The sequence below is a fragment of the Nonomuraea sp. AD125B genome (genome assembly GCF_041402765.1).
In the GTDB taxonomy this organism is placed as follows: domain Bacteria; phylum Actinomycetota; class Actinomycetes; order Streptosporangiales; family Streptosporangiaceae; genus Nonomuraea; species Nonomuraea bangladeshensis.
Window position 1 is genome coordinate 832,163 of record NZ_JBGLOU010000002.1, and the last position, 22,863, is coordinate 855,025.

At 70.9% G+C, this 22,863-nt stretch carries 24 protein-coding genes; 15 read left to right on the plus strand and 9 right to left on the minus strand.

Going from position 1 to position 22,863, the window contains the following annotated elements; translation table 11 throughout:
• Nucleotides 1–16 precede the first annotated feature (16 nt).
• Entirely contained in the window at nt 17–613 is a 597-nt protein-coding gene (locus ACBR40_RS08890; RefSeq protein WP_371248264.1) for a helix-turn-helix domain-containing protein, read from the plus strand.
• A 111-nt stretch (nt 614–724) separates the two neighbouring features.
• Here ACBR40_RS08890 and ACBR40_RS08895 read toward each other — a convergent pair whose 3' ends face one another.
• Nucleotides 725–1,324: a TetR/AcrR family transcriptional regulator C-terminal domain-containing protein gene (locus tag ACBR40_RS08895; RefSeq protein WP_371248266.1), complete on the minus strand. Its 600-nt coding sequence runs from the start codon at nt 1,322–1,324 to the stop codon at nt 725–727.
• A gap of 86 nt (nt 1,325–1,410) precedes the next feature.
• Here ACBR40_RS08895 and ACBR40_RS08900 point away from each other — a divergent pair, with 86 nt between their 5' ends.
• Nucleotides 1,411–2,853, plus strand: a complete 1,443-nt coding sequence (locus ACBR40_RS08900) for an FAD-dependent monooxygenase (protein ID WP_371248267.1) — start codon at nt 1,411–1,413, stop codon at nt 2,851–2,853.
• A 378-nt stretch (nt 2,854–3,231) separates the two neighbouring features.
• On the opposite strand, the gene ACBR40_RS08905 is transcribed toward ACBR40_RS08900, so the two are convergent.
• Nucleotides 3,232–3,429, minus strand: a complete 198-nt coding sequence (locus ACBR40_RS08905) for a hypothetical protein (RefSeq protein WP_371248268.1) — start codon at nt 3,427–3,429, stop codon at nt 3,232–3,234.
• A gap of 125 nt (nt 3,430–3,554) precedes the next feature.
• Here ACBR40_RS08905 and ACBR40_RS08910 point away from each other — a divergent pair, with 125 nt between their 5' ends.
• Nucleotides 3,555–3,956, plus strand: a complete 402-nt coding sequence (locus ACBR40_RS08910) for a tyrosine-type recombinase/integrase (protein ID WP_371248269.1) — start codon at nt 3,555–3,557, stop codon at nt 3,954–3,956.
• A 133-nt stretch (nt 3,957–4,089) separates the two neighbouring features.
• A complete protein-coding gene (locus ACBR40_RS08915; RefSeq protein ID WP_371248270.1) occupies nt 4,090–4,602 on the plus strand; it encodes a site-2 protease family protein in 513 nt (170 codons plus the stop codon).
• A 213-nt stretch (nt 4,603–4,815) separates the two neighbouring features.
• Here the strand turns inward: ACBR40_RS08915 and ACBR40_RS08920 are convergent, their stop codons facing one another.
• On the minus strand, nt 4,816–5,280 hold the full coding sequence (locus tag ACBR40_RS08920) for an Lrp/AsnC family transcriptional regulator (RefSeq protein WP_344207271.1): 465 nt from the start codon (nt 5,278–5,280) through the stop codon (nt 4,816–4,818).
• Nucleotides 5,281–5,359: 79 nt separating this feature from the next.
• Between ACBR40_RS08920 and ACBR40_RS08925 the strand changes: the two genes are divergently transcribed.
• From ACBR40_RS08925 to ACBR40_RS08935, 3 genes are all read left to right on the plus strand, one after another.
• Nucleotides 5,360–6,673: an APC family permease gene (locus ACBR40_RS08925; protein ID WP_371248271.1), complete on the plus strand. Its 1,314-nt coding sequence runs from the start codon at nt 5,360–5,362 to the stop codon at nt 6,671–6,673.
• 200 nt (nt 6,674–6,873) lie between these two features.
• The gene (locus tag ACBR40_RS08930; RefSeq protein WP_344207269.1) at nt 6,874–7,224 is read left to right on the plus strand and encodes a recombinase family protein; all 351 of its coding nucleotides are present in this window, start codon (nt 6,874–6,876) and stop codon (nt 7,222–7,224) included.
• A gap of 3 nt (nt 7,225–7,227) precedes the next feature.
• Entirely contained in the window at nt 7,228–7,497 is a 270-nt protein-coding gene (locus tag ACBR40_RS08935) for a hypothetical protein (protein WP_344207268.1), read from the plus strand.
• A gap of 245 nt (nt 7,498–7,742) precedes the next feature.
• Here the strand turns inward: ACBR40_RS08935 and ACBR40_RS08940 are convergent, their stop codons facing one another.
• Both ACBR40_RS08940 and ACBR40_RS08945 read right to left on the minus strand, forming a co-directional pair.
• Nucleotides 7,743–9,647, minus strand: coding sequence for a hypothetical protein (locus ACBR40_RS08940; RefSeq protein WP_371248272.1), 1,905 nt, complete (start codon nt 9,645–9,647; stop codon nt 7,743–7,745).
• Nucleotides 9,632–10,405, minus strand: coding sequence for an ABC transporter ATP-binding protein (locus ACBR40_RS08945; RefSeq protein ID WP_344207266.1), 774 nt, complete (start codon nt 10,403–10,405; stop codon nt 9,632–9,634). The genes ACBR40_RS08940 and ACBR40_RS08945 overlap by 16 nt, the downstream gene beginning before the upstream one ends.
• Nucleotides 10,406–10,511: 106 nt before the next feature.
• On the opposite strand from ACBR40_RS08945, the gene ACBR40_RS08950 reads away from it, so the two are divergent.
• Nucleotides 10,512–11,096, plus strand: coding sequence for a TetR/AcrR family transcriptional regulator (locus ACBR40_RS08950; protein WP_371248273.1), 585 nt, complete (start codon nt 10,512–10,514; stop codon nt 11,094–11,096).
• Between the two features lie 43 nt (nt 11,097–11,139).
• On the opposite strand, the gene ACBR40_RS08955 is transcribed toward ACBR40_RS08950, so the two are convergent.
• Together ACBR40_RS08955 and ACBR40_RS08960 are read right to left on the minus strand one after the other, a co-directional pair.
• Complete coding sequence (locus ACBR40_RS08955; protein ID WP_371248274.1) at nt 11,140–11,595, minus strand: tyrosine-type recombinase/integrase; 456 nt, start codon at nt 11,593–11,595, stop codon at nt 11,140–11,142.
• Between the two features lie 667 nt (nt 11,596–12,262).
• Nucleotides 12,263–12,982, minus strand: coding sequence for a TetR/AcrR family transcriptional regulator (locus tag ACBR40_RS08960; RefSeq protein WP_371248275.1), 720 nt, complete (start codon nt 12,980–12,982; stop codon nt 12,263–12,265).
• Nucleotides 12,983–13,176: 194 nt separating this feature from the next.
• On the opposite strand from ACBR40_RS08960, the gene ACBR40_RS08965 reads away from it, so the two are divergent.
• From ACBR40_RS08965 to ACBR40_RS08995, 7 genes are all read left to right on the plus strand, one after another.
• A complete protein-coding gene (locus ACBR40_RS08965; protein WP_371248365.1) occupies nt 13,177–13,488 on the plus strand; it encodes a hypothetical protein in 312 nt (103 codons plus the stop codon).
• On the plus strand, nt 13,376–13,861 hold the full coding sequence (locus ACBR40_RS08970; RefSeq protein WP_371248360.1) for a siderophore-interacting protein: 486 nt from the start codon (nt 13,376–13,378) through the stop codon (nt 13,859–13,861). Before ACBR40_RS08965 ends, ACBR40_RS08970 begins: the two co-directional genes overlap by 113 nt.
• Before the next feature lie 18 nt (nt 13,862–13,879).
• A complete protein-coding gene (locus ACBR40_RS08975) occupies nt 13,880–14,983 on the plus strand; it encodes an FAD-dependent monooxygenase (protein ID WP_371248277.1) in 1,104 nt (367 codons plus the stop codon).
• A complete protein-coding gene (locus tag ACBR40_RS08980; RefSeq protein ID WP_371248278.1) occupies nt 14,983–15,420 on the plus strand; it encodes a DUF6640 family protein in 438 nt (145 codons plus the stop codon). The genes ACBR40_RS08975 and ACBR40_RS08980 overlap by 1 nt, the downstream gene beginning before the upstream one ends.
• 1,015 nt (nt 15,421–16,435) lie before the next feature.
• Entirely contained in the window at nt 16,436–17,263 is an 828-nt protein-coding gene (locus ACBR40_RS08985) for a helix-turn-helix transcriptional regulator (RefSeq protein WP_371248279.1), read from the plus strand.
• A gap of 44 nt (nt 17,264–17,307) precedes the next feature.
• Nucleotides 17,308–18,258, plus strand: a complete 951-nt coding sequence (locus ACBR40_RS08990; RefSeq protein WP_371248280.1) for a zinc-binding alcohol dehydrogenase family protein — start codon at nt 17,308–17,310, stop codon at nt 18,256–18,258.
• 158 nt (nt 18,259–18,416) lie between these two features.
• Complete coding sequence (locus tag ACBR40_RS08995; protein WP_371248281.1) at nt 18,417–19,046, plus strand: maleylpyruvate isomerase family mycothiol-dependent enzyme; 630 nt, start codon at nt 18,417–18,419, stop codon at nt 19,044–19,046.
• Nucleotides 19,047–19,090: 44 nt separating this feature from the next.
• Here the strand turns inward: ACBR40_RS08995 and ACBR40_RS09000 are convergent, their stop codons facing one another.
• Complete coding sequence (locus ACBR40_RS09000; RefSeq protein ID WP_371248282.1) at nt 19,091–20,320, minus strand: aminotransferase class III-fold pyridoxal phosphate-dependent enzyme; 1,230 nt, start codon at nt 20,318–20,320, stop codon at nt 19,091–19,093.
• A gap of 14 nt (nt 20,321–20,334) precedes the next feature.
• Nucleotides 20,335–22,827: an ATP-binding cassette domain-containing protein gene (locus ACBR40_RS09005; protein WP_344207253.1), complete on the minus strand. Its 2,493-nt coding sequence runs from the start codon at nt 22,825–22,827 to the stop codon at nt 20,335–20,337.
• Nucleotides 22,828–22,863 lie beyond the last annotated feature (36 nt).

The following is a 22,863-nucleotide window of genomic DNA, read 5'->3' on the forward strand; positions in this document are numbered from 1 at the left end:
CGCTAGAATCCCGGCCGTGGCCTCTCACGTGCCGGCCGAGCAGGGCGGCGAAGATCCAGAGCAGCGGGTCGCGGCGCGGCTCAGCGAGCTGCGGCGCGAGCGCGGGCTGACACTCACCACGCTCGCCGACTGGACCGGCATCTCCGCCGCGCACCTGTCCCGGATGGAGAAGGGCGAGCGCCAGCCGTCCATCGGGTCGTTGTTCCAGCTCGCGCGGGCGTACGGGATCTCGCTGGGCGAGCTCGTCGGCGAAGGGCGGCCCGCCGAGCACCACGTGGTGCGCGGCGCCACCGCGCCCGTGCACGACGGGCCCGACGGGCCTTACGCGACGATGACCGGCCTCGGCCCGCGCTCCGCCCTGGAGGCGGTGCGCCTGGACCTCACCGCCGACCGGCCCGAGCGGACCGCCGTGCACGCCGGGGAGGAGTGGGTTTACGTGGTGCGCGGCCAGGTCGCGGCGCGGATCGGCGGGGAGGAGGTGGCGCTGGCCGCCGGGGACGCGCTGCACTTCGACGCCTCGGCGCGGCATTCGCTGTGGTCGCGTGGCGGACCGGCCACCGTCCTGATCGTCTCGGCCGCGCCCCCACCCGCCCGGCCCTCCCACGGCGCGTAGCCCCGGGCCTTGCCTGGTTTGATCAGTGGGACGGGAGCGGCGAGGCCGGGGGACCGGGCCGTCATCCACCGCAAGCCCGCCAAGGACCGCTGAACCCACGCGCGTTCCAGCTCAGGGGCCGGCCCGACGCGAGATCAGGTCCAGGCCGAAGGCGAAGCGTTCCTCGAACGTCCCCCCGGCCAGGTGGCCCAGCGTGCGGGTGAGCGCCGGATATGCCTCTGGGGTCACCGCCGTGCGCAGGACGTCGCCCATCGAGGTGGGCGCCCCCTGCTCCTCCTGGGTCAGCCCGAGCGTGAAGTACACCGCCGTCCAGGCCGTCCACGCCGCCTCCCGCTCGTCCAGCCCGCACTCCAGCAGCGCCCCGACGACGGCCTCCGCCGTGCGCAGCGTGTGCTCCCCCGCCGGGTACGTCCCCGCGACCACCCGGGCGCCGTCGCGGAAGCCCAGCAGCGCCCGCCGGTAGCGGTGCGCCACCTCCCGGAACCGCTCGGCCGGGTCCGGCGGCAGGTCCTCCAGCGACACGCGGGCGACGATCGCGTCGGCCATCAGCTCCAGCAGCCGCGCCTTGGTCTTGACGTGCCACGACACCGTGTTCAGCCGTACGCCCATCCGCTCGGCCACCGCGCGCAGGCTGACCGCGTCCGCGCCCCGCTCGTCGAGCAGTTCGAGCGCGGTCGTGGCGATCTCGCCCTGCCGCCGCGTGTTCGCCACCGGGACCCCATTTCGCCTCTCTTGGTTGCCGACCAAGGATATCCGGGCCACACTGTTGGTCACTGACCAAGAGAGGAAGGGTCCTCATGGAAGACGTGATCGTCGTCGGGGCCGGGCCGGTGGGGTTGTGGCTGGCGGGCGAGCTGCGGCGCGCCGGCGTGCCGGTCCTCGTGCTCGAGCGGGCCGGGCGGCCGAGCCCGCACTCCAAGGCGCTGACCCTGCACCCGCGGACGATCGAGGTGCTGGCCATGCGCGGGATCGAGAAGGAGTTCCTGGACGCCGGCATCACCCTCCCGAACGGGCACTTCGGGATGCTGGAGACCCGGCTGGACTTCCGGCCGCTGCCCACGCGGCACCCGTACACGCTGTTCTTCCCGCAGGCCCGTACCGAGGAGGTGCTGGAACGGCACGCCCGCGAGCTCGGTGCCCGCGTGCTACGGGGGCACGCGGTGACCGGGCTGACGCAGGATGCCGACGCCGTCTCCTTGACCGTTGAGGGTCCCGACGGCCCGTACGCGGTCCGCGCCCGCTACGTCGCCGGGTGCGACGGGGCCGGCAGCACGGTGCGCCGCGCCGCAGGCATCGATTTTCCCGGCACCGACGCCACCGTGTACGGCTTCCTCGGCGACGTCCGCCTCGACGACCCGCCCGCCGAGCCCGGCACGTCCGCCCTCACCGAGGGCGGCGGGGTCATGGTCGTCGCGATGCCCGGCGGGCTGCACCGGGTCGTCGGCGTCGTGCCCGGCGAGCCCGCCGGCGACCTGACGCTGGAGGAGCTGCGCTCGTACGTCGTACGGGTGCTGGGGCGCGACCTCGGCATGCGGGACCCGGTGTGGTTGTCCAGATTCGGGAACGCCTCGCGGCAGGCGGCGGCGTACCGGGCGGGCCGGGTCCTGCTCGCCGGCGATGCCGCGCACATGCACTTCCCGACCGGCGGCGTCGGGCTCAACGTGGGCGTCCAGGACGCCATGAACCTCGGCTGGCGGCTGGCCGCGGTCGTTCACGGCCGTGCCCCGGAGAGCCTGCTCGACGGCTACCACGCCGAACGCCATCCGGTGGGCGCGGACCTGCTGGAGAGCAGCAAGGCGCAGACGGCGCTGATCACGGCCTTCAGCCCGGAGGGGCAGGCGTTGCGGGCGCTCCTCGGCAAGCTGATCGCCGAGGTCCCGGAGCTGTCGCTGAGGCTGGCGGCCCGGCTGGCGGCGCTCGACGTCGCGTACCCACCTGCCGGTGTCCCCAGTGCCGCTGGATCTGCCGAACCCGCAGCCCACCCGCTCACCGGCGCCCGCGTTCCCGACCTTCCGCTAAGCGACGGTCGCACGCTCTACCAACTGCTGCACGAGGCCCGCCACATTCTCCTCGACCTGGGCGGCCCGGCCGTTCCCGCCCCAGTCGCCGATCGCGCCCACCGCCTGGGCGCGGCCACGTACGAGGGGGAACTGGGCGACGACGTGCCAAGGGAGTGGCGCGAGGTCGGCGCGGCCCTGATCCGCCCCGACGGCCACGTCCACTGGGCCGCGGACCGCTAGAGATCTTCGCGGCGGAAGAACGTGAGCGCGAACGCCGCCAGCCTGGCTGACAACGTCCTGCATGCCGCGCGACACCGCCCGTGGTGCCCGTCCTGTTGGTCCTGTGCTCGTGGGTGGGTGGTGGGGTGATGGTGGGTTAGTCGGTTGGGGTGGCGTCGAGGTGGCGTTCCAGGGCGTCGAGGCGGTCGGCCCACAGCCGTCGGTACGGTTTGAGCCAGGCGTCGATGTCCGCCAGCGGCTCCGGCCGCAACCGGTACCACCGGCGCCGCGCTCGCCGAGTTGTGGGGCCGATGCGCGCCGGCGACCTGGAACCGCAACCGCGCCGCCATCACCTCCTGGCTGACCTGGTGCCAGACCAAGAAGCGCTGGGCCGCCCCGTCAGTCCCGGCCGGGGCCGAACGCCGCAAGGAAAGCGCCGACGAGACCCGTGCCGTGGCCAAGACCACCATCCACCGGCTGCTGTCCCGCCGCGACATCCCGCTGCGCGAGCGGGCGCTCTGGCGCATGCTCCACGAAACGGCCGCCAGGGCCGCGGAAATCCTCGCGCTGAACGTCGAGGACCTCGACCTGGAGCACCGCCGCGCCCCCGTCCGCTCCAAGGGCGGTGCCGTCGAATGGGTGTACTGGGACAGCGGCACCGCCCACCTGCTGCCCCTCGCCTGCTCCGGCTTCCTGCTGGCACCTCACGTACCCACGGCCCGTTGTTCCTGTCCGAACGGCGCCCCGTCCCCGCCCGCCGCCCCGCGACCGCCGACATCTGCCCGCACACCGGCCGCGCCCGCCTCGGCTACGACCGCGTCCGCGTCCTGCTGGACAAGTACGCCGGCCTCGACCTGCACCAGCTGCGCCACAGCGCCGCCACCCATCTCGGCGAGGCCGAGGTGCCGCTGCAGCTCATCATGGGCAAGACCCGACACAAGAACCCCCGCACCGCGATGCGCTACGTCAAGCCCGGGCCGGAGGCCATCGCCAAGGTCACCGAGGTTTTGGCGCCCCGTCGCCGTACCCACTGCTCAACTGAGCGGGCGGCTTGCTGGAGCGGTGAGAGTCCGGGCCATCACGGATCACTAACAGGCCAAGAAGCCCCAGGTCGCTACCGCTGATTTCTGCGCTTAGCCTCCTCGAAGGCCCGTCCCGGTGACGAGCCCGGCAAGCTCAGGAGCACGGCGACCGGCTCGTGGCAGGGCCTGATCGAGTCGGCGCGCGACGCCGCCCAGAAACGTCGGCTTCCTCGGCGTGCGGCCCACCGAGGTGATGGAGCAGCAGAGCGTCGGCCAGGTGATCGGCTACATGGGCGGGCTGACGGCGAAGGTGGCGGGCTCGATCGTCAACCTGCCGGAGAAGATGGTCGGCGTCTGGCACGCGGCCTTCTCCGGCGAGGTACGCGACCCCGACGGCCCGGTGGGGATGGTCGGCGCGGGCCGTTTGGGTGGCGAGATCCTGGCCTCCGACGACCTGTCCGACAAGGAGAAGATCGCAACCTTCGTCAACCTGCTGGCCGGCTTCAACCTGGCGATCGGCCTGTTCAACCTGATCCCGCTGCTGCCGCTGGACGGCGGGCACATCGCGGGCGGGCTCTGGGAGGGCCTCAAGCGGGGCTTCGCCACGATCATGCGGCGGCCGAAGCCGAAGCACGTCGATGTCGCCAAGGTGCTGCCGCTGACGTACGTGGCCGCGCTAGCGATGATGATCATGGCGGATCTGCTGGTCTACGCCGATCTGGTCAATCCGCTCACCCTGACGAACTGACCGGTTCCCGCCACCGCACCGGCTTCACCGCGTAGTCGGTCAACGCCGGTTCCAGCAGGCCGAAGACCTGGTGGCCACCTGCACGCGCGGCGAACGCGGCACCGTGCTCGACCCCGCCTTGGACCGGCCCGAGGTGCGTGGCGCGCTCGCACGTCGCGGCCGACCTTCCCGGGGACGACCTGTTCGCCGGCGTGCCGATCCTCAGTGCCGGGGCTAGGAAGACTGAGCCAGGCGACTCGGCGCCGGGTTGCTGACCTGCTGAAAGATCACCGATGAGCGGAAGCCGGTGACCTCGCGGCGTTTGCTCAGCCGGTCGAGAAGGAACGCGTGCAGGGCGTCGAGGTCGGGCACGCCCACGTGCAGCAGGAAATCGTCGCCGCCGGACAGCACGAAGACGCTGAGCACCTCGGGCATCTTCGCCGCCGAGGCCTTGAAGGTGTCGATGACGGCCCGGCTCAGCGGCCGGACCTGCACGGCGACCATCGCCTGCACACCGCGGTTCAGGGCGGCGGGGTCGATCTCGGCGTGGTAGCCCTTGATCACGCCGCGGCGGGCGAGTGACCGTACCCGTTCCAGGCAGGTCGACGGGGCGATGCCGAGCTGCCGGGCGAGCTCCCGGTTGGAGAGCCGGGCATCTGACTGCAAAAGGCGGATGATCCCCGCATCAAGTTCGTCCACGCACCCATCATGACACCGGATTCCGACCATTCGTTCGGCTGACCGCCCGCAGCGCCGAACGTTTGCCTACCGTGCAGCCATGACAGAACACCGGCTGGGAGTCTGGCAAGGAACCGCGACCGTGCTCGGCGGCGTACTGGGACCGGGCATGCTCGTGCTCCCGCACCTGGCCGCGGAGGCGGCCGGACCCGGATCGGTGCTCGCCTGGGCGGCGCTGATCATCGTCAGCGTTCCCATCGCCTTCACCTTCGCGCTGCTCGGCCTGCGCCACCCCGACGGCGGCGGCGTCGCCCACTTCGCCGGGACCGCGATCGGGCGCTGGGCGTACGCGGTGGTCGGATGGTGGTTCATCGCCGCCGTGCCGATCGGCACCCTCGCCGGGGCGCTCGCGGGCGGCATCTACACGGCGGACGCGTTCGGCTGGGACAGCCGGACCGCCACGGTGATCGCCTTCGCGCTGCTGGCGGTCGCGTTCGCCGCCAACGCGGCCGGGCTGCGCACCAGCGGCCGCATGCAGGTCGTCATGGTCGGCCTGCTGCTCGCGGTCCTCGCCACCGCGATCGTGGCGAGCCTGCCCGCGGTCAGCGCCGAGCGTTTCGAGCCGTTCCTGCCGTACGGATTCGGCGGTGTCGGCAGCGCGGTCGGCGTGCTGATCTTCGCCTTCGTCGGCTGGGAGGCCGCCAGCCACCTGTCCGCCGACTTCGCGGGCCGGCGCCTGCTCACCGCGACCGCTCTCACGCTGGCGGCGATCACGGTCATCTACCTGAGCGTGGCGGTGACGGTCGTCGGTTCCGGTGCGGCGTCCTCGCCGGTGCCGCTGACCGCGATGATGCGGACGAGCCTCGGCGCGGCCGCCGAACCCGTCACCGGGATCGCGGCCCTCGTGCTCACCTTCGGCGCGATCAACACCTACATCGCCGGAGCTTCTCGCCTCGGCGTCGCCCTCGCGCAGCAGCGACTGCTGCCCCGCCGGATCGCATCGTCCCCGCACCGCAGCCTCACCGTGCTCGCAGCGGCCATCGCGGTCGTCGGCGCGGTCGCACTCGTACGCCCGATCGGCCTGGACCCGCTGCTGCGGGCGACCTCCGCCTGTCTCGCGGCGGTGATGTTCATCGGCGCCCTGGCGGCGACCCGGCTGCTGCCCGCCGGCCGCATGCGCGCGACCGCCGTCGCCGCCACCGCCCTGACCGCGCTGACACTCGTGCTCAGCGGCGGCTACCTGGCCGTGCCCGCCGCCATCGCGGCCGTCGGGTTCACCGCGAGAGTCATCCACTCCCGCCGCGTGCCCGCTCTCATCACGGTCCCCGCGGCACCCGACCTGCCGCCACACAAGGCACAAACCAGTACTGCCGGCGCACCCACAGGGGGGTCGACAGGAACGCCTGCCCGATGACCTCCTGCGCCGCCCCGGCCGGCTCCCCTGCCGTACCGGCAAGGGCAAGGTCGCCGTCCAGTACCACACCGCCCGCTTCCGGCTCGTGCCCGCGCTCGCCAAGACACTCACCGTGGCGAACCCCGACCGTCCGCAAGCCGGGCACGGCCTGGATCGAGCTGCCCCGCCCCGCCGCCACCGGCGCCGAACCGGCCGGGCATGTGCGGATCGGCTACGCCCGCGCCTCCACCGTCCGCCAGTCCCTGGACACCCAGCTCGATGCGCTGGCGGCCGCCGGCATCACCCGCGTCTTCGCCGAGAAGATCTCCACCCGCGCCACCGTCCGGCCCGAGCTCGACAAGGCCGTCGCCCTGGCCCGCGAGCTCCGCTCGGCAGGCGTCGCGGTCACCCTCGTGGTGCACGAGCACAAGCGGCTTGGCCGCAGCCTCGACCTGGCCGCCCTGGCCGAGCAGCTGCGCGCCTCCTCCATCGGCTTGGAGTTTCTCACCGGCGAGCTGCAGGGCAGCCACGACCCGTCCGGCGTGGTGTTCACCGTGCTGGCTGCGCTGTAGGGGATGGAGCGCGAGTACATCCGCGACCGCACCCTGGAAGGCCACGAATCCGCCCGTACCCGGGGCAAGACCATCGGCGCCGCCGTCACCGACGACGCCATGCTCTCCATGGCCCTGCACCTGCGCGCGCAGAACTTCAGCCTGCGCGACATCGCCGCCCGGCTCATCATCACCACGGGCAAGAAGAGGGGCCGGCATCCGTCCCCGGCCACCGTCCTGCGCATGCTGCGCGAGCGCGACGCCAGCACGGAGCGACGCCTGCCACGGCTTTGACCCACCGGTCATAGGCCAGCGTTTCCGCTGGACAGCAAAATGTGGTGAATGTTCGGCGGATACTACGGCAACCCCCTCTGGCGCCAGCCGCGCCTTCGGCGCCAAGGAAATCCTCGCTGTCGGAGACCTCACCGGTCGGCGCCCGCCGCAGCCGAGATCGACGATCATGATCCCCGATCTCTTCCCCAGCGATGACAGCCGACGGCGATGCACCTGGGGAGGCAGCCGGCAGCGGAGACCTGAGGTCAGGCGCTGGTGAGCTGGTCCGCCCCGGCTCGGGGAGCGGCTGCCTGCAGCCTGCTCTTCTCCGTCCGGTACACCCGGTAGGCGGCCCAGAGGCCGGCGAGGCCGATCGCGATCATGACGGCGATCACCGGCCACTGCCACGGTTCAGGTACGTGCAGGGCGAGGAACCACACCTTGTCCTGCGAGCCGTTGAGCTTGATGCCCAACGGTGCCAGGCCCTGCGGGAACAGTCCGAGGATGCCCACGGCCATGGCTGACCACAGAAGCGTCTGACGCCGGCGCGACATCGTCGAGAACGGGGACTCGACAGCGTCCTCCCCCGCCTTCCCGGCGGGGACGGCCGGTTTGCCTGATCGCATCAGGTGCAGCAGTTCGGGCCCCTTGTCCCTCAGCGTCCTGGCCGCCACCGAGCCGAGCATCACATGACAGAGCACGCCGGTGAGCAGGGCGACCGGAACACTTGCCCACAGCAGGGAGGGCAGGTCCAGGGCATGGCCCGCCCAGGCGGCCCCGAGCGCGGGGCACATCGTGATGATGACCAGGAAACACATCAGGAACGACTGGCCGGTGACATCACCGTGGTCCATCGGCGAGTTCTTACTTCGGTGCGGGTCCGGACCGGGCACCAGAGCGACGACGGAAACCCATGCCAGCAGGCCGGAACCGCCGCCGAGCGCGGCGAGGGTGGCGGCCAGCGCCCACGGCACCAGGGCAGGGTCGCCGTGCAGCAGGCAGCCGGCGAGTGTCAGCGCGAGCGTCAGCGGCCCGAAGACGGTCAGCCACGCCAACTGGCGGGCACGGACGTCGGCCTTCTCGTGGCCCGGCACCGTCAGAGTCAGCCAGAGTGCGGTGCCGTCCTGGCCGTAGGAGTTGGCGCAGGTCGCGGCAGCCATCAGCGCGCCGGCAGCGCCGACGAACGGGAAGGCGGTGGTGACGCCGAAGATCAGTGGGAACAGCGCGGTGATGATCGAGAAGGCGGGGCCCATCACGATGTTCTGGGTGCGTACCGGGTCGCGCCACCAGGTACGCAGCTCCTTGAGGTAGATGGCTCCCTGGTCGCCGCGGAACAAGTCTCGGATCAGCGGGCCCCACCGTACGGCCTGCTGCGCGGAGGAGCCGCGGACCACCGGGCGGGCGATCCGCTGCGGTCCGAGCAGGGCACTCCAGGCCAGGAACAGCGCGGCTACGACCACGGCCAGGGCGAGCAGCGGTCCCACCGTCCACGGCCAGTCGCCGCGGCCGGCCGCCTCAACGGCGATCAGGCTCCAGCTGGACGGCAGCGACCGCACCACCATCGAGAAGGCGGGCGGGAAACCGTACTCCAGCAGCAGGGAGACCCCGATGATCAGGATCCAGGAGAAGGAGGACAGCGAGACCATCGCGGCGGTGACGGTCGCGGTGACGACCCCGCCGAGCCGGGACTTGGCCAGCATGCGAAACAGCAGCGTGACCACCCGGGACAACAGCACCACCAGGAGCAGGAGCAGCACCACCGCGGGGACCGATACCACGACGGCCACCCAGCTCAGCCGGGCGGCGAAGACGATCAGCGCGCCGAACGCCAGCAGGGTGACGGCGGTGGTGACGGCGGCCAGAGCGGCGGCGAGCAGGCCCATGGCCAGCGTGCGGCGCGGAACGGGCTGGCGGTGGAAGTGCTCCCCGTTGAGCGGCGGCTCACCCGCGAAGATGGGACCGGCCACCCAGCCCAGCGCCCACAGGGCGAACGTCACCGCGAGCAGGTCCATCAGCAGCCGGGGGTGGGAGAAGTCAAGGAAGGCCAGGACGACGGTGGTGACGGCAAGGCAGATCCCGACGCCGTAGCCCAGGCCGTTGAGCGCCCGCGTCGCATCTGTCCTGCTGTGGCGCAGCACGGCCAGCTTCATCCGGATCAGGACCCCAACCACGAGAGCCCCGCCCCGCCGCCGACCGTGACGCCGACCAGGTCGACGAAGGCCTCCTCCAGCGTACGACTGCCGCGGACCTCATCCAGGGGGCCTTCGGCGACGATGCGTCCCTTGGCCATGACGGCGACGGTGTCACAGAGCTCCTCTACGAGCGCCATGACGTGGCTGGACAGCAGCACCGAACCGCCGCGTTCCACGAACCTCTTGAGGATCTTCTTGATGGTGGCGGCGGAGACCGGGTCGACGGCCTCCAAGGGTTCGTCGAGCACCAGGACCTTGGGGGCGTGCAGCAGCGTGGTCGCCAGGCCGATCTTCTTGCGCATGCCGGTGGAGTAGTCCACGACCAGGGTGCGTTCGGCGGAGCCGTCGAGTTCCATGACGGCGAGCAGTTCGGCCGCCCGCCGGTCGGCCTCCCCGGCGTTCAGGCCGTGGAGCTGTCCAAGGTATGCGAGGAGTTCGCGGCCGGTGAGCCGCTCCGGCATGGCCAGCCCGTCAGGCAGGACGCCCATCAGGCGGCGCGACGCCAGCGGCTCCTTCCACACGTCGGTCCCGCAGACCAGCGCGCGTCCCGCGTCCGGTCTGAGCAGGCCGACGGCCATGGACAGGGTGGTCGTCTTGCCGGCTCCGTTCGGCCCGACCAGGCCATAGAAGGATCCCCGGGGGACGGTGAGCTCGACATGGTCGGCGGCGATCTTCTCGCCGAACGTCTTGACGAGGTCGTGGAGTCGTAGTGCCGGCGCTGTGGTTGGCGATCTCACGGAAGGCTCCCGATGTTAGTACGGCACGTGCCGTGTCGTGAGCGCAGCATGCCAATGCGGGGAGAAGGTGTCAACACGGCACGTGCCGTACCGCTATGGTGACTTCATGACCGACAAGCGCAGCCAACGCGCCGCCGACCGGACCGAGGCCATCATGCGGACCACGCTGGAGCTGGGCCAGGAGATCGGCTACACCAACCTGAGCATCGAAGCCGTCGCGGCCCGCGCCGGGGCCGGGAAGCACACCATCTACCGGCGATGGCCGTCCAAGGGCGCGCTGCTGCTGGACTCGCTGCTGTCGCTGAACGAGGCGGGCCTGGACTATCCCGACACCGGGGACATCGCCGCCGACCTGCGGGTCCAGATTCACGCAGCCGTCGATCTGCTGGCCAGGCCGCCCTTCGGGCCCCTGTTCCAGGCTCTGATCGGCGAGGCCCAGCACGAGCCGCAGGTCGCCGCGGCGCTCAACGAGCGGTTCATCGCGCCACAGGCGGACAAGACCATCGCCCGGTTGAGGGCGGCCCGGGACCAGGGGCAGTTGTCCCCGCAGTTCGATCTGGAGCTGGCGATGGCGATTCTTTCGGGGCCGCTGTACTTCCAACTGCTGATCACGCAGGAACCACTGACTCACGACTACGTCGACCGGATCCTCGACGCCCTCTTCGTTGGGATGGGCTCCACCCGCGCATGAGGATGGGAGCCTCGGATCCATCGAGTGGCCGCCGTATGCCGCATCATGTGCGGACGGGCGCGAAAACCGCACCGGTTGCCGAGCCGCTCAATGATCTGCTTGGCGTTGGAGTACGACATCGGCCTCGCGCGAACGGGCCAGTCACATTCACGAACACGAAATCGGAGCCTGCGGCACCCCGGATCTGATCTCGTTCTGCCAGGTGGTCGCGATAGCGGTGAACACAGTCCTGCACCAGAGGCACGACGCGTGAACGGCCGCCCTTCGCGCGGGCTCCGTTGACGTTGTCCTGCCGCGGCCGTACATGCAGGTGCGCGCACCGGTGAGCACAGCCCAGGTGAGTCGCGTCCGGCAGCAGATGCATGTCCTCGCGCCGAAGCCCTAGAGCCTCCCCAATCCGCAGGCCGCCAGCGAGGAGGATGCTCAGCAGAAGGCGATCTCGCGCCGTCCGCGCCGCACCGATGACGCGCTGCGCCGAGGTCCTCATCGACGAAGCCATCACCCCGCCCCAGGTCGGCGACGGCTGCCGGTTGTCGGGAGGGCAGTGGTACTCCTACTACGACGACCAGACCGTCGACGACCCCGCCCGGCTGGACGTCGACCATGTCGTCCCGCTAGCTGAAGCCCTCGACTCCGACGCCTACGACTGGACCGCCGCCCAGCGCCGGGACTACGCCAACGACCTGACCGAGCCCTGGCACCTGGTCGCGGTCACCGCCCGCAGCAACAGATCCAAAGCCGGCCAGGACCCAGCGACCTGGCAGCCGCCGCACGAGCCGGCCTGCGTCGAGGACCTGGTCAGGGCCACGACGAGCAGGGGCAGCGCGAGGGACCGGAACTGGTCGCCCAACTGCGAGACAGTCACAACGACCCCGACTACCACGAGAAGATCATCAAGTTCAACGAGTTGCTGGCCAACTGCGTCATTCATTCGACCGCCTGAGACATCACCGACGCCGCCAACGCCATCGCGGCCGAAGGCCGCCCCGTCGATCCCGATGACCTTGCCACCATCTCGCCCTACATCACCCACGTCATCTGCCGATTCGGCAACTGGATCCTCAACCTCAACCCGCCGGCCACCGCGCCCACAACGCGTCTCGACCTCGAATCCCGTGTCCTGTTCGCCCCATGACGGAAGTGAGATCGGCAGCCGGTGTCGGACGTCATGCCGTCGCGTGGCCGTCGAGGTCGAGGGCGGCGGCCAGGCCGCGCAGGCACTCTTCGAAGACGGGCTCCACGTCGGTGTAGGCGAAGTCCAGTTGGTGCAGGACTTCCATGCACAGCAGGCCGTACAGCCTGATCCAGCACGCCAGGAAGACGTGAGCAGCCTGGGGCGGCAGCCGTCCGTCGATGGCGGCGGAGTAGGCGGTCAGCTGCTCACGCAGGGACGCGGGCAGGCCAGCCAGGTCGGGCACCGGGAACGGCCGTGTCTGCCACAGCTCGACCGTCAGGTCAAGTAGGACCTGCTCGAACCGCAGCGCGGCCTGGTGGCGCACCGAGTCCGGCCGCCGGTTCGGCGGGGCGATGGGGTTGGCGAAGATCCAGCCGAACTCGGCGGGGTGGGCGATGGCCCAGGCGCGCATGGCGCGGCAGGCGGCCAGCAGGCGGTCGCCGGTCGGCGCGTCGGCACGGGCGTCGCGGGCCTGCTCCATGACGGCGGCCAGTTCGCGGAAGAAGTCGGCGGTCACCGCGCCGACCAGATCGTCGTGGCCGGAGTAGTAGTGGTAGAGGGCCGGGCCGCTCATGCCGACCTGCCGGGCGACCGCGTTGATGGTCACCGCGGCCGATCCCTGCTCGACCAGCAGCTTGCGCGCGGCCGCGTGGATCTCCTCCAGGGTGGCCTGGCGCAGCCGTTCCCGCCTGCTGGTGTGTGCGGACATCATCACCCCTCTTGTCGTTCCGTGGCCGCCGTTGACATCTTAGGGCATCTATGCTTCCTTAATGGATCTAAACAATCTAGAGATCGTAAGGAGTGGGCCTGTGTGGTGGATTCTTCTCGCGGTGGTGGTGCTGGTCACGGCTGTGTGGTGGCGGATGTCCAGATCCGCCCACCTGCGGCGGCGCAAGGACTCCTGACATGGCCCGCACGCTGCGCGACCGCTTGTTCGGCAAGTACGCCGTGGAGGCGACCGTCACCGTCGCCGAGCAGGTCAACCCCGCCATGCGCCGGATCCGGCTGGAAACCGACCAGCCCGTCGCCTTCCCCTACGCCCCCGGCCGAGACACTGCGCACCTACACGATCTGGGGCCTCGACCCCGGCCGGACGGCAATCGAACTGCGCGTCCATCTGTATGCGGGCGACGGCATCGGCCTGACGTGGGCGCGGGCGGCACGGCCCGGGGACCGGGCGACCTTCTGGTGGCCGCAGGGCGACTTCTTCACCCGTGAGGCGGCCTATCACGTGTTCATCGGCGAGGAGACCGCCGGCGCCGCCTTCGCCCCGATGATCAGAGCGCTGGGAGCCTCGGCCGAGGTGTTCGGCGTCCTGGAGAGCGAGACCTCCGAGCACGGCCTGCCCATGCCCGGGGCACCGCCGCTGCGCCGCGTCCACCGACACGGCGCCCCCGCCATCGCCTCCCGGGTGCTGCTCGCGGCCGTGGCCGAACTCGACCTGCCGGGCAACGCCGGCGCCGCCTACGTGGCAGACGAGGCCAGAACCTGCCAGCTGGTACGCGACTTCCTGGTACGCGAACGCAACTGGCCACGGACCTCGATCACGACCAAACCGTTCTGGGCCCCCGGCAAGCGGGGCCTGCACTAACGTCAAGGAGACCCGAACATGAAAGTGATCATCGTAGGCGGCGGTATCGGCGGACTCGCCACGGCCGTCGCCTTCCACCGGCGCGGCTGGCAGGTGGAAGTCCTCGAACGCGCCGCCGAGTTCACCGAGGTGGGCGCCGGGCTGACCATCCAGCCCAACGGCCTGCGCGCGCTGGACGCCATCGGCCTGGGCGACCGGCTGCGCGCTGGTGGGCTGGCCGACCCGCTGGCGGGGATCCGCAGCAGGCGCGGGGACTGGCTGATCCGCAACGACGTCGGCGGCCTCAGACGCCGCTTCGGTCCGTGGGTGACCGTGCACCGGGCCGCCCTGGTCGACGTGCTGCGAGAGGCGCTGCCGCCCGAGGTCCTGCGGCCCGGCATCGACGTTCAGCACGTGCGGCCGGACGGGACGGTCCGCCACGGCGGGGGCGTCTCCACCGCGGATCTCGTGGTGGGCGCCGACGGCGTGCACAGCGTGACCCGGCGCTCCCTCTGGCCCGATCTTCCCGGGCCGCGTTATGTCGGCTACACCACCTGGCGTCTCATCGCCCCGCCTCAGCCGGTCGACGGGAGCGTGGAAACGTGGGGCAGGGGCGAACGGTTCGGGCAGGTGCCGATGCCCGACGGCCGCGTCTACTGCTACGTGATGGCCAACGCCCCGGCCGGCTCCCGCGTCGGCCTGGACGAGCTGCGCGAACGCTTCGCCCTCTGGCACGACCCCATACCCGCGCTCCTCGACTCCGCCGATGAGGAGACGGTGCTGCAACACGACACCCACGAACTGCCGATGCTGCCCGCGTACGTCTCGGGGAACGTGGCCGTGCTCGGCGACGCGGCCCACGCCATGACGCCCAACCTGGGGCAGGGCGCCTGCCAGGCGATCGAGGACGCGGTCACGCTCGCGCACGCGGTGGACACCCTCGGCGTACGCGACGGGCTGGCGGCCTACGACCGCGACCGCAGGCCGCGTACCCAGCTGATCGTCCGCCGTTCGCGCCAGGCCGGCGCCGCCGCGCACTGGACCTCCACGCCGGTGACCACCCTGCGGGACGCGGTTCTCCCGCTCCTTCCGAACGCGTTCTTCGCCCGCTCACTCACCCCCGCCTACACCTGGACGATCTGATGCCCCTCCCCCGAATCCTGATCATCGCCGTCGCAGCGATCACGACGGTCAGCGCCGTGCTCGCCGACCTCGTCATCCCCGACCTGGCGGCACAGCACGCCTTCAACCCGGCCTGGCCACCCCACGCCAAATTCCACGACGCCCAATACATGGTGATGACCGTGCTCCTCGGCCTTACCGGCCTGGCCCTCGCGCTACGGCCAGGCCGCAACACCCTGCTGCACGCCGCCGCCATCCTGGCCACCCCCTGGCTCGGCATGATCGGTGCGCTCCTGCTCCCCGGCACCGCCACCTACGACCCACAGTTCGCCGACCGGACCGTCTTCGTCCTCGGACTGCACGGGCAGGTCTTCATGGCGATCGTCCTCCTCGTGGCCCTGCTCGTCGCGACAGCGGCGACACTGCGCATGCCCGTAGTCCCCGCCACCCGGTCATGAGCGCCATCACAGCCCTGCCTGATCGAGGACTTCTAACAGAATGATCTTGGGATGGTATTGATCGTCTGTTCTGCAGGCTATAGGAGTACCGGGACGTTTCGGCCGCGGAGCAAGAGGGCTGACCTGCACTGACCCAATCGCGTGTACCGGATGGCAGCAGTCTTATCGACACCCCCCAACTGCCGTGACTACGAACGCCTGGCCCGCCACAGCGAATCACACATCCTCTGGACATCGATCACCCTGATGACCCGACGCCTCACCCGCAAGCGGCCCCGCCGCGCCAAGCCGCCACTCGCCGCCGCAGCGTGACGCCCACCCGTCACCGACACCCGCCCCGTCCACCCTGTGGTGACGGCTAAGCGTCACGCTCACAAGCCGGATCCGACGCGCTGTCGTCCCGCCACGACCTCCAGTCCCTCGTCCGGCACCGCGCCGAGCGATACACCGCATCCGCGCGCCGCTTCACCCCGGCCCATCACCAGCGCACCGCACTGCGGACAGCGCGTCCACGCCGCGATTCTGGCCTGCCGGGCCGCCAGCGACTCCAACAACACCGCAGCCTCAGCGGAAATGACCACAGCCGCCAGCGCCTCACAACGCGCAGCTCGCCCACGCAACCGGCGCGGCTTCGACCGGCACGCATCCGAGCAACAGCGCCGCCGTCCCGACGACTCCACCGGCAACCGGGGCCCGACACACCACGCACCGCCCGGATTGCGGCTGCGGCCAACCTGCTCATTCACAGGCTGCAAGCCGTGGTGATCAAAGGCCCCGCGGCCGAGCTCCCTCCCGGCACGAACGTTCCGTACGAGCTGAGGCCGGCTGGAAAATGTGATGTTCAGAATTGCCCAGGTGGCTGGAACCCCGGTCTTCTTCTGCTTCGTCGTTCTGATCGGTGTTGAGCTGCTCCATACCGCGGGTGTGGGTGCCGGACTCCAGCAGCGGCTCCATGGCCGCCAGCACTGGAGCCTGCCGACCACGATCGATTCCCTCGGCTCATATCCTGGCAGTCGTGGCAAATGACTACCGTCACGCGGAACTGCGTGACTTCCTGCGATCGCGGCGCGGCCGGCTCACCCCCGCCGACGTAGGGCTGCCGGAGGCAGGCCGGCGGCGCACCCCCGGCCTGCGGCGCGAGGAGGTCGCCGTGCTGGCAGGAGTCGGGGTGTCCTGGTACACCTGGCTCGAACAGGGCCGCGACATCACCGTCTCCGGCGAGGTGCTCAACGCGATCAGCAGGGCGCTGCGGCTTGATGACGCCGAACGCCGGCACCTGTTCCTGCTGGCCGGCCTGACTCCACCGCCACCCGCCGCGACGGCGGCCGGCTCGGTCACAGCGGAGCTGCGCCGCGTGATGGAGGCCTGGATGCCCCGGCCGGCCTACATCATGAACAAGCACTGGAACTTCGTGGCCGTGAACGACGCCGCCCGCGCGGTCTTCGGGTACGGCCAGACCGACCAGAACTGCCTGGTCGCCTACTTCACCAACGAGCGTTTCCGCGCCATGAGCCTGGACTGGGCCAAGCACGCCGCCGACGTGGTGGGCAGGTTCCGCGCGGACGCCGCGCAGTACCCCGACGACCCGGAGTTCGAGCGCATCGCCGGCGAACTCGTCGGGGCCAGCCCCGAGTTCGCCGAGATCTGGGCCAGGCATGACGTCACCAACAGCAACTCGGCCGTGAAGTCGATCCGTCACCCGGACGTCGGCGACCTCCACTTCGAAGCCCTGAAGATGCCGTTGAACGACCACCCCGGCCTGCATCTCGTGCTGCACAACCCCCGGCCTGGCACCGAGACCGAGACCAGACTCGACAAGCTGGTGGTGGCACACCCACGATAACTGGAGTCTGGGTATCGTCCCTGGCAAGCGGCACGATCGTGGGCATGAGAGCTATCACGATCCCTGAGTTCGGCGGTGCGGACATCCTGCGGGCGGCCGAGGTGAAGACCCCCGAGCCCGGTCCGGGCCAGGTCGCCATCGACGTCGCCTACGCGGGCGCCAACTTCGCCGAGATCCTCTACCGGCAGGGCGTCGCCCCGGTGCCGCTGCCCTTCGTGCCCGGCATCGAGGTCTCCGGCCACGTCCGCGCCCTCGGCCCCGGTGTGACCGGCCTGCGCGTCGGCCAGCCCGTGGCGGCACTGACCATCGTCGACAGCGGCGGCTACGCCGAGGTGGTCACCACCTCCGCTGACCTGGTCGCCCCACTCGACGGCCTCGACCTCGGCCTGGACGTCGCCGCGGCGATCCCGTCCAACAGCACCACCGCGTTCCTCGTGCTCGACAAAGTGGCCCGCATCGCGCCCGGCGAAAGCGTCCTGGTGCACGCGGCGGCCGGCGGGGTGGGCAGCCAGCTCGGTCAGGCAGCCAGGCTGCTCGGCGCGGGCCGCGTGGTCGGCACGGTCGGCAGCCACGCCAAGATCGAGACCGCCAAGGGCTTCGGCTACCAGGAAGTGGTGCTCCGCGAGGAACACCCCTCCGGGTTCGACATCGTGATCGACATGGTGGGCGGCACGACGCGCCGTACGGGGATCGACGCACTCAATCCTATGGGCCGCCTGATCGTCATGGGCAACGCCAGCGGCGCCGACGACGTCGGCATCCCGGCCAACGAGCTGTGGTTCACCAACAAGACCGTGTCGGGATTCAACCTGGCCGCCTTCTCCGCCGCCTTTCCCGCAGAGGCGGGACGTGCACTGCGCCGTGCCGTCGCCGCCGTGGCGGCAGGCGACCTGCGGCTGCGCGTCGAGGAACTGCCGCTGGACCAGGCCGCCGAGGCGCACCGGCGCATCGAGTCCGGCACGACCACGGGCAAGCTCGTGCTCAAGGTCTCCTGACCAGCAGAAGCCCCGCCGGCTCAGCGGGCCCCGCAGCCTGGTGGACGCGGTGGCTCTCCCTCGGCGGGGTCAGTGCCCTTTACGTCACTGTGCCGATGAGTTCTCGCCGCGCCGCGAGTCTCACTCGACGAAACACCAGGTCGAGCGATGGAGCAGCCGTGAAGGACGACGATGTCTGGTCGATGGTGCACGCGGAGCGGGTGGCGTTGATCGATGACCTCAGGCACCTCGATGACGAGCAGTGGGGGAAGGCGTCGCTTTGTGAAGGATGGACCGTGCATGATGTGGCCGCCCATCTGGTGGACACGGCCCGGACGACGCGCCTCGGGTTCGTGGCCGGTCTCGTCCGGGCGCGGTTCGACTTTCACCGTCAGAACGCGCGGGGTGTGGAGCGCGAGCGCGGCGCCTCGCCGCGGGAGACGTTGGAGCGGCTTCGTCAGGTCGCCTTGAGGAGGACGACCCCGCCGGCGCCCCTGGAGAGCCGGCTGGTCGAGGAGCTCGTGCATGGCGAGGACATCCGCCGGCCCTTGGGGCTCGCCCGTTCCTATCCGGAGCAGGCCGTCGTCAGGTCGCTCCGCCTCCAGGCTCGCACCCCGGCGTCCTTCGGCGGGGCCAGGGAGCTCACGGCCCGGGTCAGGATGACGGCGTCGGACGTCGACCTGGCGATCGGAGACGGTCCCGAAGTGAGCGGGAGCGCGCTGGCGCTGCTTCTGGCCGTCTCCGGGCGACGGGTGGCGCTGGACGAGCTCGCCGGTCCCGGAGTCGCCGTCCTTGCCACGGCCCGGTGACGAGCGACCGACGCCGCTCGTCACCGGCCTCGGCCGCTACCGGCTCAACCGTCGCCGAACCGGTCGCGGACCGCGCGGAAGGCGGCCTCGGTGCCGGAGAGCGCCCGGGCCACGATCTCGTCCGTGTGCGGCAGGCTGACGAACCAGTTGTGCCTCGGATGGAGGTAGACGCCGTTGTCGAGCGCGACGCGAGCGAAGTGCGTCATCCGTTCGAAGCCCGTGTCGGCCAGGAAGCGGAAGTAGGGCATCTGCGCGGGACCGGTGTAGGAGATGCCGAGGTCGTGCGCTCCGGCCTGCTCGACGATGCCGCTTCTGAGCAGGTCGCCCGCGCGCTCCATCCTGGCGATGCCGTCCTCGTCGCGGATGGCGTTGATGGTGGCGATGGCGGCGGCCATGGGCACCGCCGCGAACCAGTACGTGCCCGTGCTGAAGATGCTGGTGGCGGCGTCCCGCAGGGCTTCGACGCCGAGGACCGCCGAGACGGTGTAGCCGTTGCTGACCGCCTTGCCCCAGGCGCTGAGATCGGGCTGGACCCCCAGCGGTTCCCAGCTCCCGCCGAAGTTCAGCCTGAATCCGCAGCGGACGTCGTCCAGGATGAGCACCGCGTTCCTGGCGTCGCACACCTGCCGGAGTTCGCGGGCGAACGCCGGGTCGACCAGCTCCTGGTCTTCTCCGTCGTTGTGCTTGAACGGGGTGACGATGACGCCGGCCAGGTCGTCGCCGGCCTCGTCCACGGCCGCCCGCAGGCTCGCGTGGTCGTTGTAGTCGAAGTACCGCAGTGCGGCGCGGTCCGACGGGAGCACCCCGGCCAGTCCGGGGGTGCACCAGGGGGCCGCTCCGTGATAGCTGCCCCGGGCGACCAGGACGACGGATCTGCCGGTGGCGGCCCGGGCGATGGTCAGGCAGGTGGTCGTCGCGTCGGTGCCGTTCTTGGCCAGGTAGGCCCAGTCGGCGTGGTCGACGACGTCCACCAGCAGCTCGGCCAGTTCCACCATTCTGGCTGAGGGGGCGTTCTGGCAGTCGGCCTGCCGCCGCTGGGCCGCCGCGGCCGCCTCGACCCCCGGGTGCTGGTAGCCGAGGACGATGGGCCCGTATCCGCAGAGCAGGTCGACGAACTCGCGCCCGTCGACGTCCCGGATCAGGGCCCCTTCACCGTGGGAGAGGTACTGCGGGAAGTTCTCCGGGAACAGGCCCGCCCGCTGATGTCCGTACATCCCGCCGGGAATGACCCGGCGCGCCCGTGCGCGGAGCGCGGCGTCCGAAGTCCCAGCCATGATCACGCTCCTCATTACGCTCGTGCGGCGCGGACCTGCGAGTAGATGGCCGTCGCGGCCAGCGCCATGAGGCCGAGCATCCAGTACTGCCATGCCTGCGACAGGCCGAGGAACACCGTGGTGTTCTGGATGACCTGCAGGAGCACGACGCCGAACAGGACGCCGACGAAGCTGCCCCGGCCGCCGAAGATCGAGGCTCCGCCGAGCACGACGGCGGTGATGCTGGCCATCGTGTAGCTGACGCCGGCGGTGGGGTCGCCCACGCCGATCTGCGCCATCAGCAGCAGCGCGCCGAGCAGGGTGAGCAGCGCGCTGGCGACGTAGACGGCGAGGTGGACGCGGGCCACCGGGATTCCCCGGTTCCGTGCGGCGTGCTCGGACGAGCCGGCGCCCCGCAGCCGGAGCCCCATCATCGAACGCCGGGACATCACCTCCAGCGCGATGAGGACGGCCGCGCCGGCGATGACCGCGTAGGGGACCGGGCCGATGCGTGCCCCGAGCGCCTCGGTGACGGTGCTGGAGATCGATCCTCCGGGCGAGTCGCGCATGACCAGGGAGAGCCCCTGGAGCGCGGTGTAGGTGACCAAGGTGGCGACCACCGGTGTCACCCGGGCGTATCTGACCATCATCCCGTTGCCCAGCCCCACGGCGGCCGCCGCGAGGAACATCAGCACCAGTCCGACGATCCACCACCCGGCTCCGTACCCGTCGAGGACGTAGAACGAGGCGATGACCACGAGGGTCCCGCTCAGGGGGCCGACCGACAGGTCGATTCCTCCGGTGAGCATGACGATGAGCTGCCCGGCGGCGAGGAAGAGCACGGGCGCCGCCAGGCCGAGCATGCTGGCGATGTTGAACTCGGACAGGAAGCGGTCGCTCCTGGTGGCGCTCACCAGGGCCAGGAGCACGATCGCGGCCGCGAGGAACAGGCTGGGCGCCTGCTCGCCGGCGAGCAGGCGGCGGAACCTGCCGAGCGGCCCCGTACGCCGGGCCGGCCCGGCGGCCTCCGGGCTCTGGTCCGAGGTCGCCGCCGTCAGGGACGCCTCGGTGATGGCGTGCTCGGAGATCTCGTCGCCGGTCAGCTCGCGGACGACCCGCCCTCGGGAGAACACGAGCACGCGGTCGCACAGCCCGGCGAGTTCGACGTTGTCGGAGCTGAGCACGACCACCGGCGTCCCCGACTCGGCGGTGGAGCGGAGCCGGTGGTAGATGTCGGACCGTACGCCGACGTCGATCCCCTGGGTGGGTTCGTCGCACAGCAGCACTTTGGGACCGGACAGCAACGAGCGGCCGAGCACCACCTTCTGCTGGTTCCCGCCCGACAGGTGCTCCACGGCGGAGTCGGGCGAGGCCACCTTGATGCCGAGCTGCCGGATCTCCTCGGCCACCAGCGCGTTCTCGGCCGAGCCCTTGACGACCCCGGCCGAGGCGGTCTGGTCCGTGGCGGCGACGCCGAGGTTCTCCTTGACCGAGAGCACGGTCGCGACGCCTTCGACGTGCCGTTCCTGGGGCATGAGGACCACGCCGGCCCGCCGGGCGCGGCGGGGGCTGCCGAGCTCCACGGGCCGGCCGGCGACGGTGACGCCGCCGCCGGTGACCGGGTCGGCTCCGCCGAGCGCGCGGATGAACTCGCGCTGCCCATTGCCTTCCACGCCGGCCAGGCCGAGGACCTCGTTGCGGGCGAGGGTCGTGGTGATCCCGCGGAGCCGGTCCGAGCGCAGGTCGCGTACCTCCATCACGACGTCGCCGACGGAGGAGGGCCGCGGCGGGAACAGCGCGTCGATCTCCCGGCCCGCGATGCGGGTGATGATCTCCTCCTCGGTCACCTCCGAAGCGAGGAAGGTGCCGCGGATCTGCCCGTCGCGGAGCACGGTGAGCCGGTCGGACAGGGCCATCACGTCGGGGAGCCGGTGACTGATGTAGACCACGGCCATCCCGCCGGCGGCGGCCTTGCGCACCTGCTCGAACAGCCTGTCGATCTCGGCCACCATGAACGGCTCGGTGGGCTCGTCGAGGATCAGGACGCTGGGCTCGCAGGCGAGGGCCCCGCAGATCTCCAGCGCCTGCTTCTCGGCCAGGGTCAGCCGGCCGGCCACGGCGGCCGGGTCGATGTCCATCCCCATGGGGAGGAGCCGTTCCCTGGCCCAGTCCTGAGCGTCGCCGAACGACGGCCGCAGCCGTTTCGGCACGCTCAGCAGGAGGTTCTCGGTGACGGTGAGGTCGGGGAGAAGTGCCGGGTGCTGGAAGGCGATGGCGAGGCCCTGCTCCCGGGCGGCGACCGGGGAGATGTGCCGCATCGGCTCGCCCGCGATCTCGATGGTGCCCGCGTCGGGGGCCAGCGCTCCCGACGCCACCGCCATGAGCGTGGACTTCCCGGCGCCGTTGCCTCCCACCAGGGCGTGTATCTCGCCGGGGCGCACCTCGAAGTCGACCGCGTCGAGCGCGACGACGCCGGGGAAGCGTTTGGTCACTCCGCGGAGAACCAGTCCGGCTGTCGAATCGGCCATGCGAAGGATCACTCCTCACTCGGCTCATCGCTTCCG

Excerpts from the sequence above, each read along its gene's own strand:
- ACBR40_RS08900 (WP_371248267.1), top strand. The coding sequence starts at position 1,411 with ATGGAAGACGTGATCGTCGTCGGGGCCGGGCCGGTGGGGTTGTGGCTG.
- ACBR40_RS08925 (WP_371248271.1), top strand. The coding sequence starts at position 5,360 with ATGACAGAACACCGGCTGGGAGTCTGGCAAGGAACCGCGACCGTGCTC.
- ACBR40_RS08935 (WP_344207268.1), top strand. The coding sequence starts at position 7,228 with ATGGAGCGCGAGTACATCCGCGACCGCACCCTGGAAGGCCACGAATCC.
- ACBR40_RS08950 (WP_371248273.1), top strand. The coding sequence starts at position 10,512 with ATGACCGACAAGCGCAGCCAACGCGCCGCCGACCGGACCGAGGCCATC.
- ACBR40_RS08955 (WP_371248274.1), bottom strand. The coding sequence starts at position 11,595 with ATGGCTTCGTCGATGAGGACCTCGGCGCAGCGCGTCATCGGTGCGGCG.
- ACBR40_RS08960 (WP_371248275.1), bottom strand. The coding sequence starts at position 12,982 with ATGATGTCCGCACACACCAGCAGGCGGGAACGGCTGCGCCAGGCCACC.
- ACBR40_RS08965 (WP_371248365.1), top strand. The coding sequence starts at position 13,177 with ATGGCCCGCACGCTGCGCGACCGCTTGTTCGGCAAGTACGCCGTGGAG.
- ACBR40_RS08975 (WP_371248277.1), top strand. The coding sequence starts at position 13,880 with ATGAAAGTGATCATCGTAGGCGGCGGTATCGGCGGACTCGCCACGGCC.
- ACBR40_RS08980 (WP_371248278.1), top strand. The coding sequence starts at position 14,983 with ATGCCCCTCCCCCGAATCCTGATCATCGCCGTCGCAGCGATCACGACG.
- ACBR40_RS08990 (WP_371248280.1), top strand. The coding sequence starts at position 17,308 with ATGAGAGCTATCACGATCCCTGAGTTCGGCGGTGCGGACATCCTGCGG.
- ACBR40_RS09000 (WP_371248282.1), bottom strand. The coding sequence starts at position 20,320 with ATGGCTGGGACTTCGGACGCCGCGCTCCGCGCACGGGCGCGCCGGGTC.
- ACBR40_RS09005 (WP_344207253.1), bottom strand. The coding sequence starts at position 22,827 with ATGGCCGATTCGACAGCCGGACTGGTTCTCCGCGGAGTGACCAAACGC.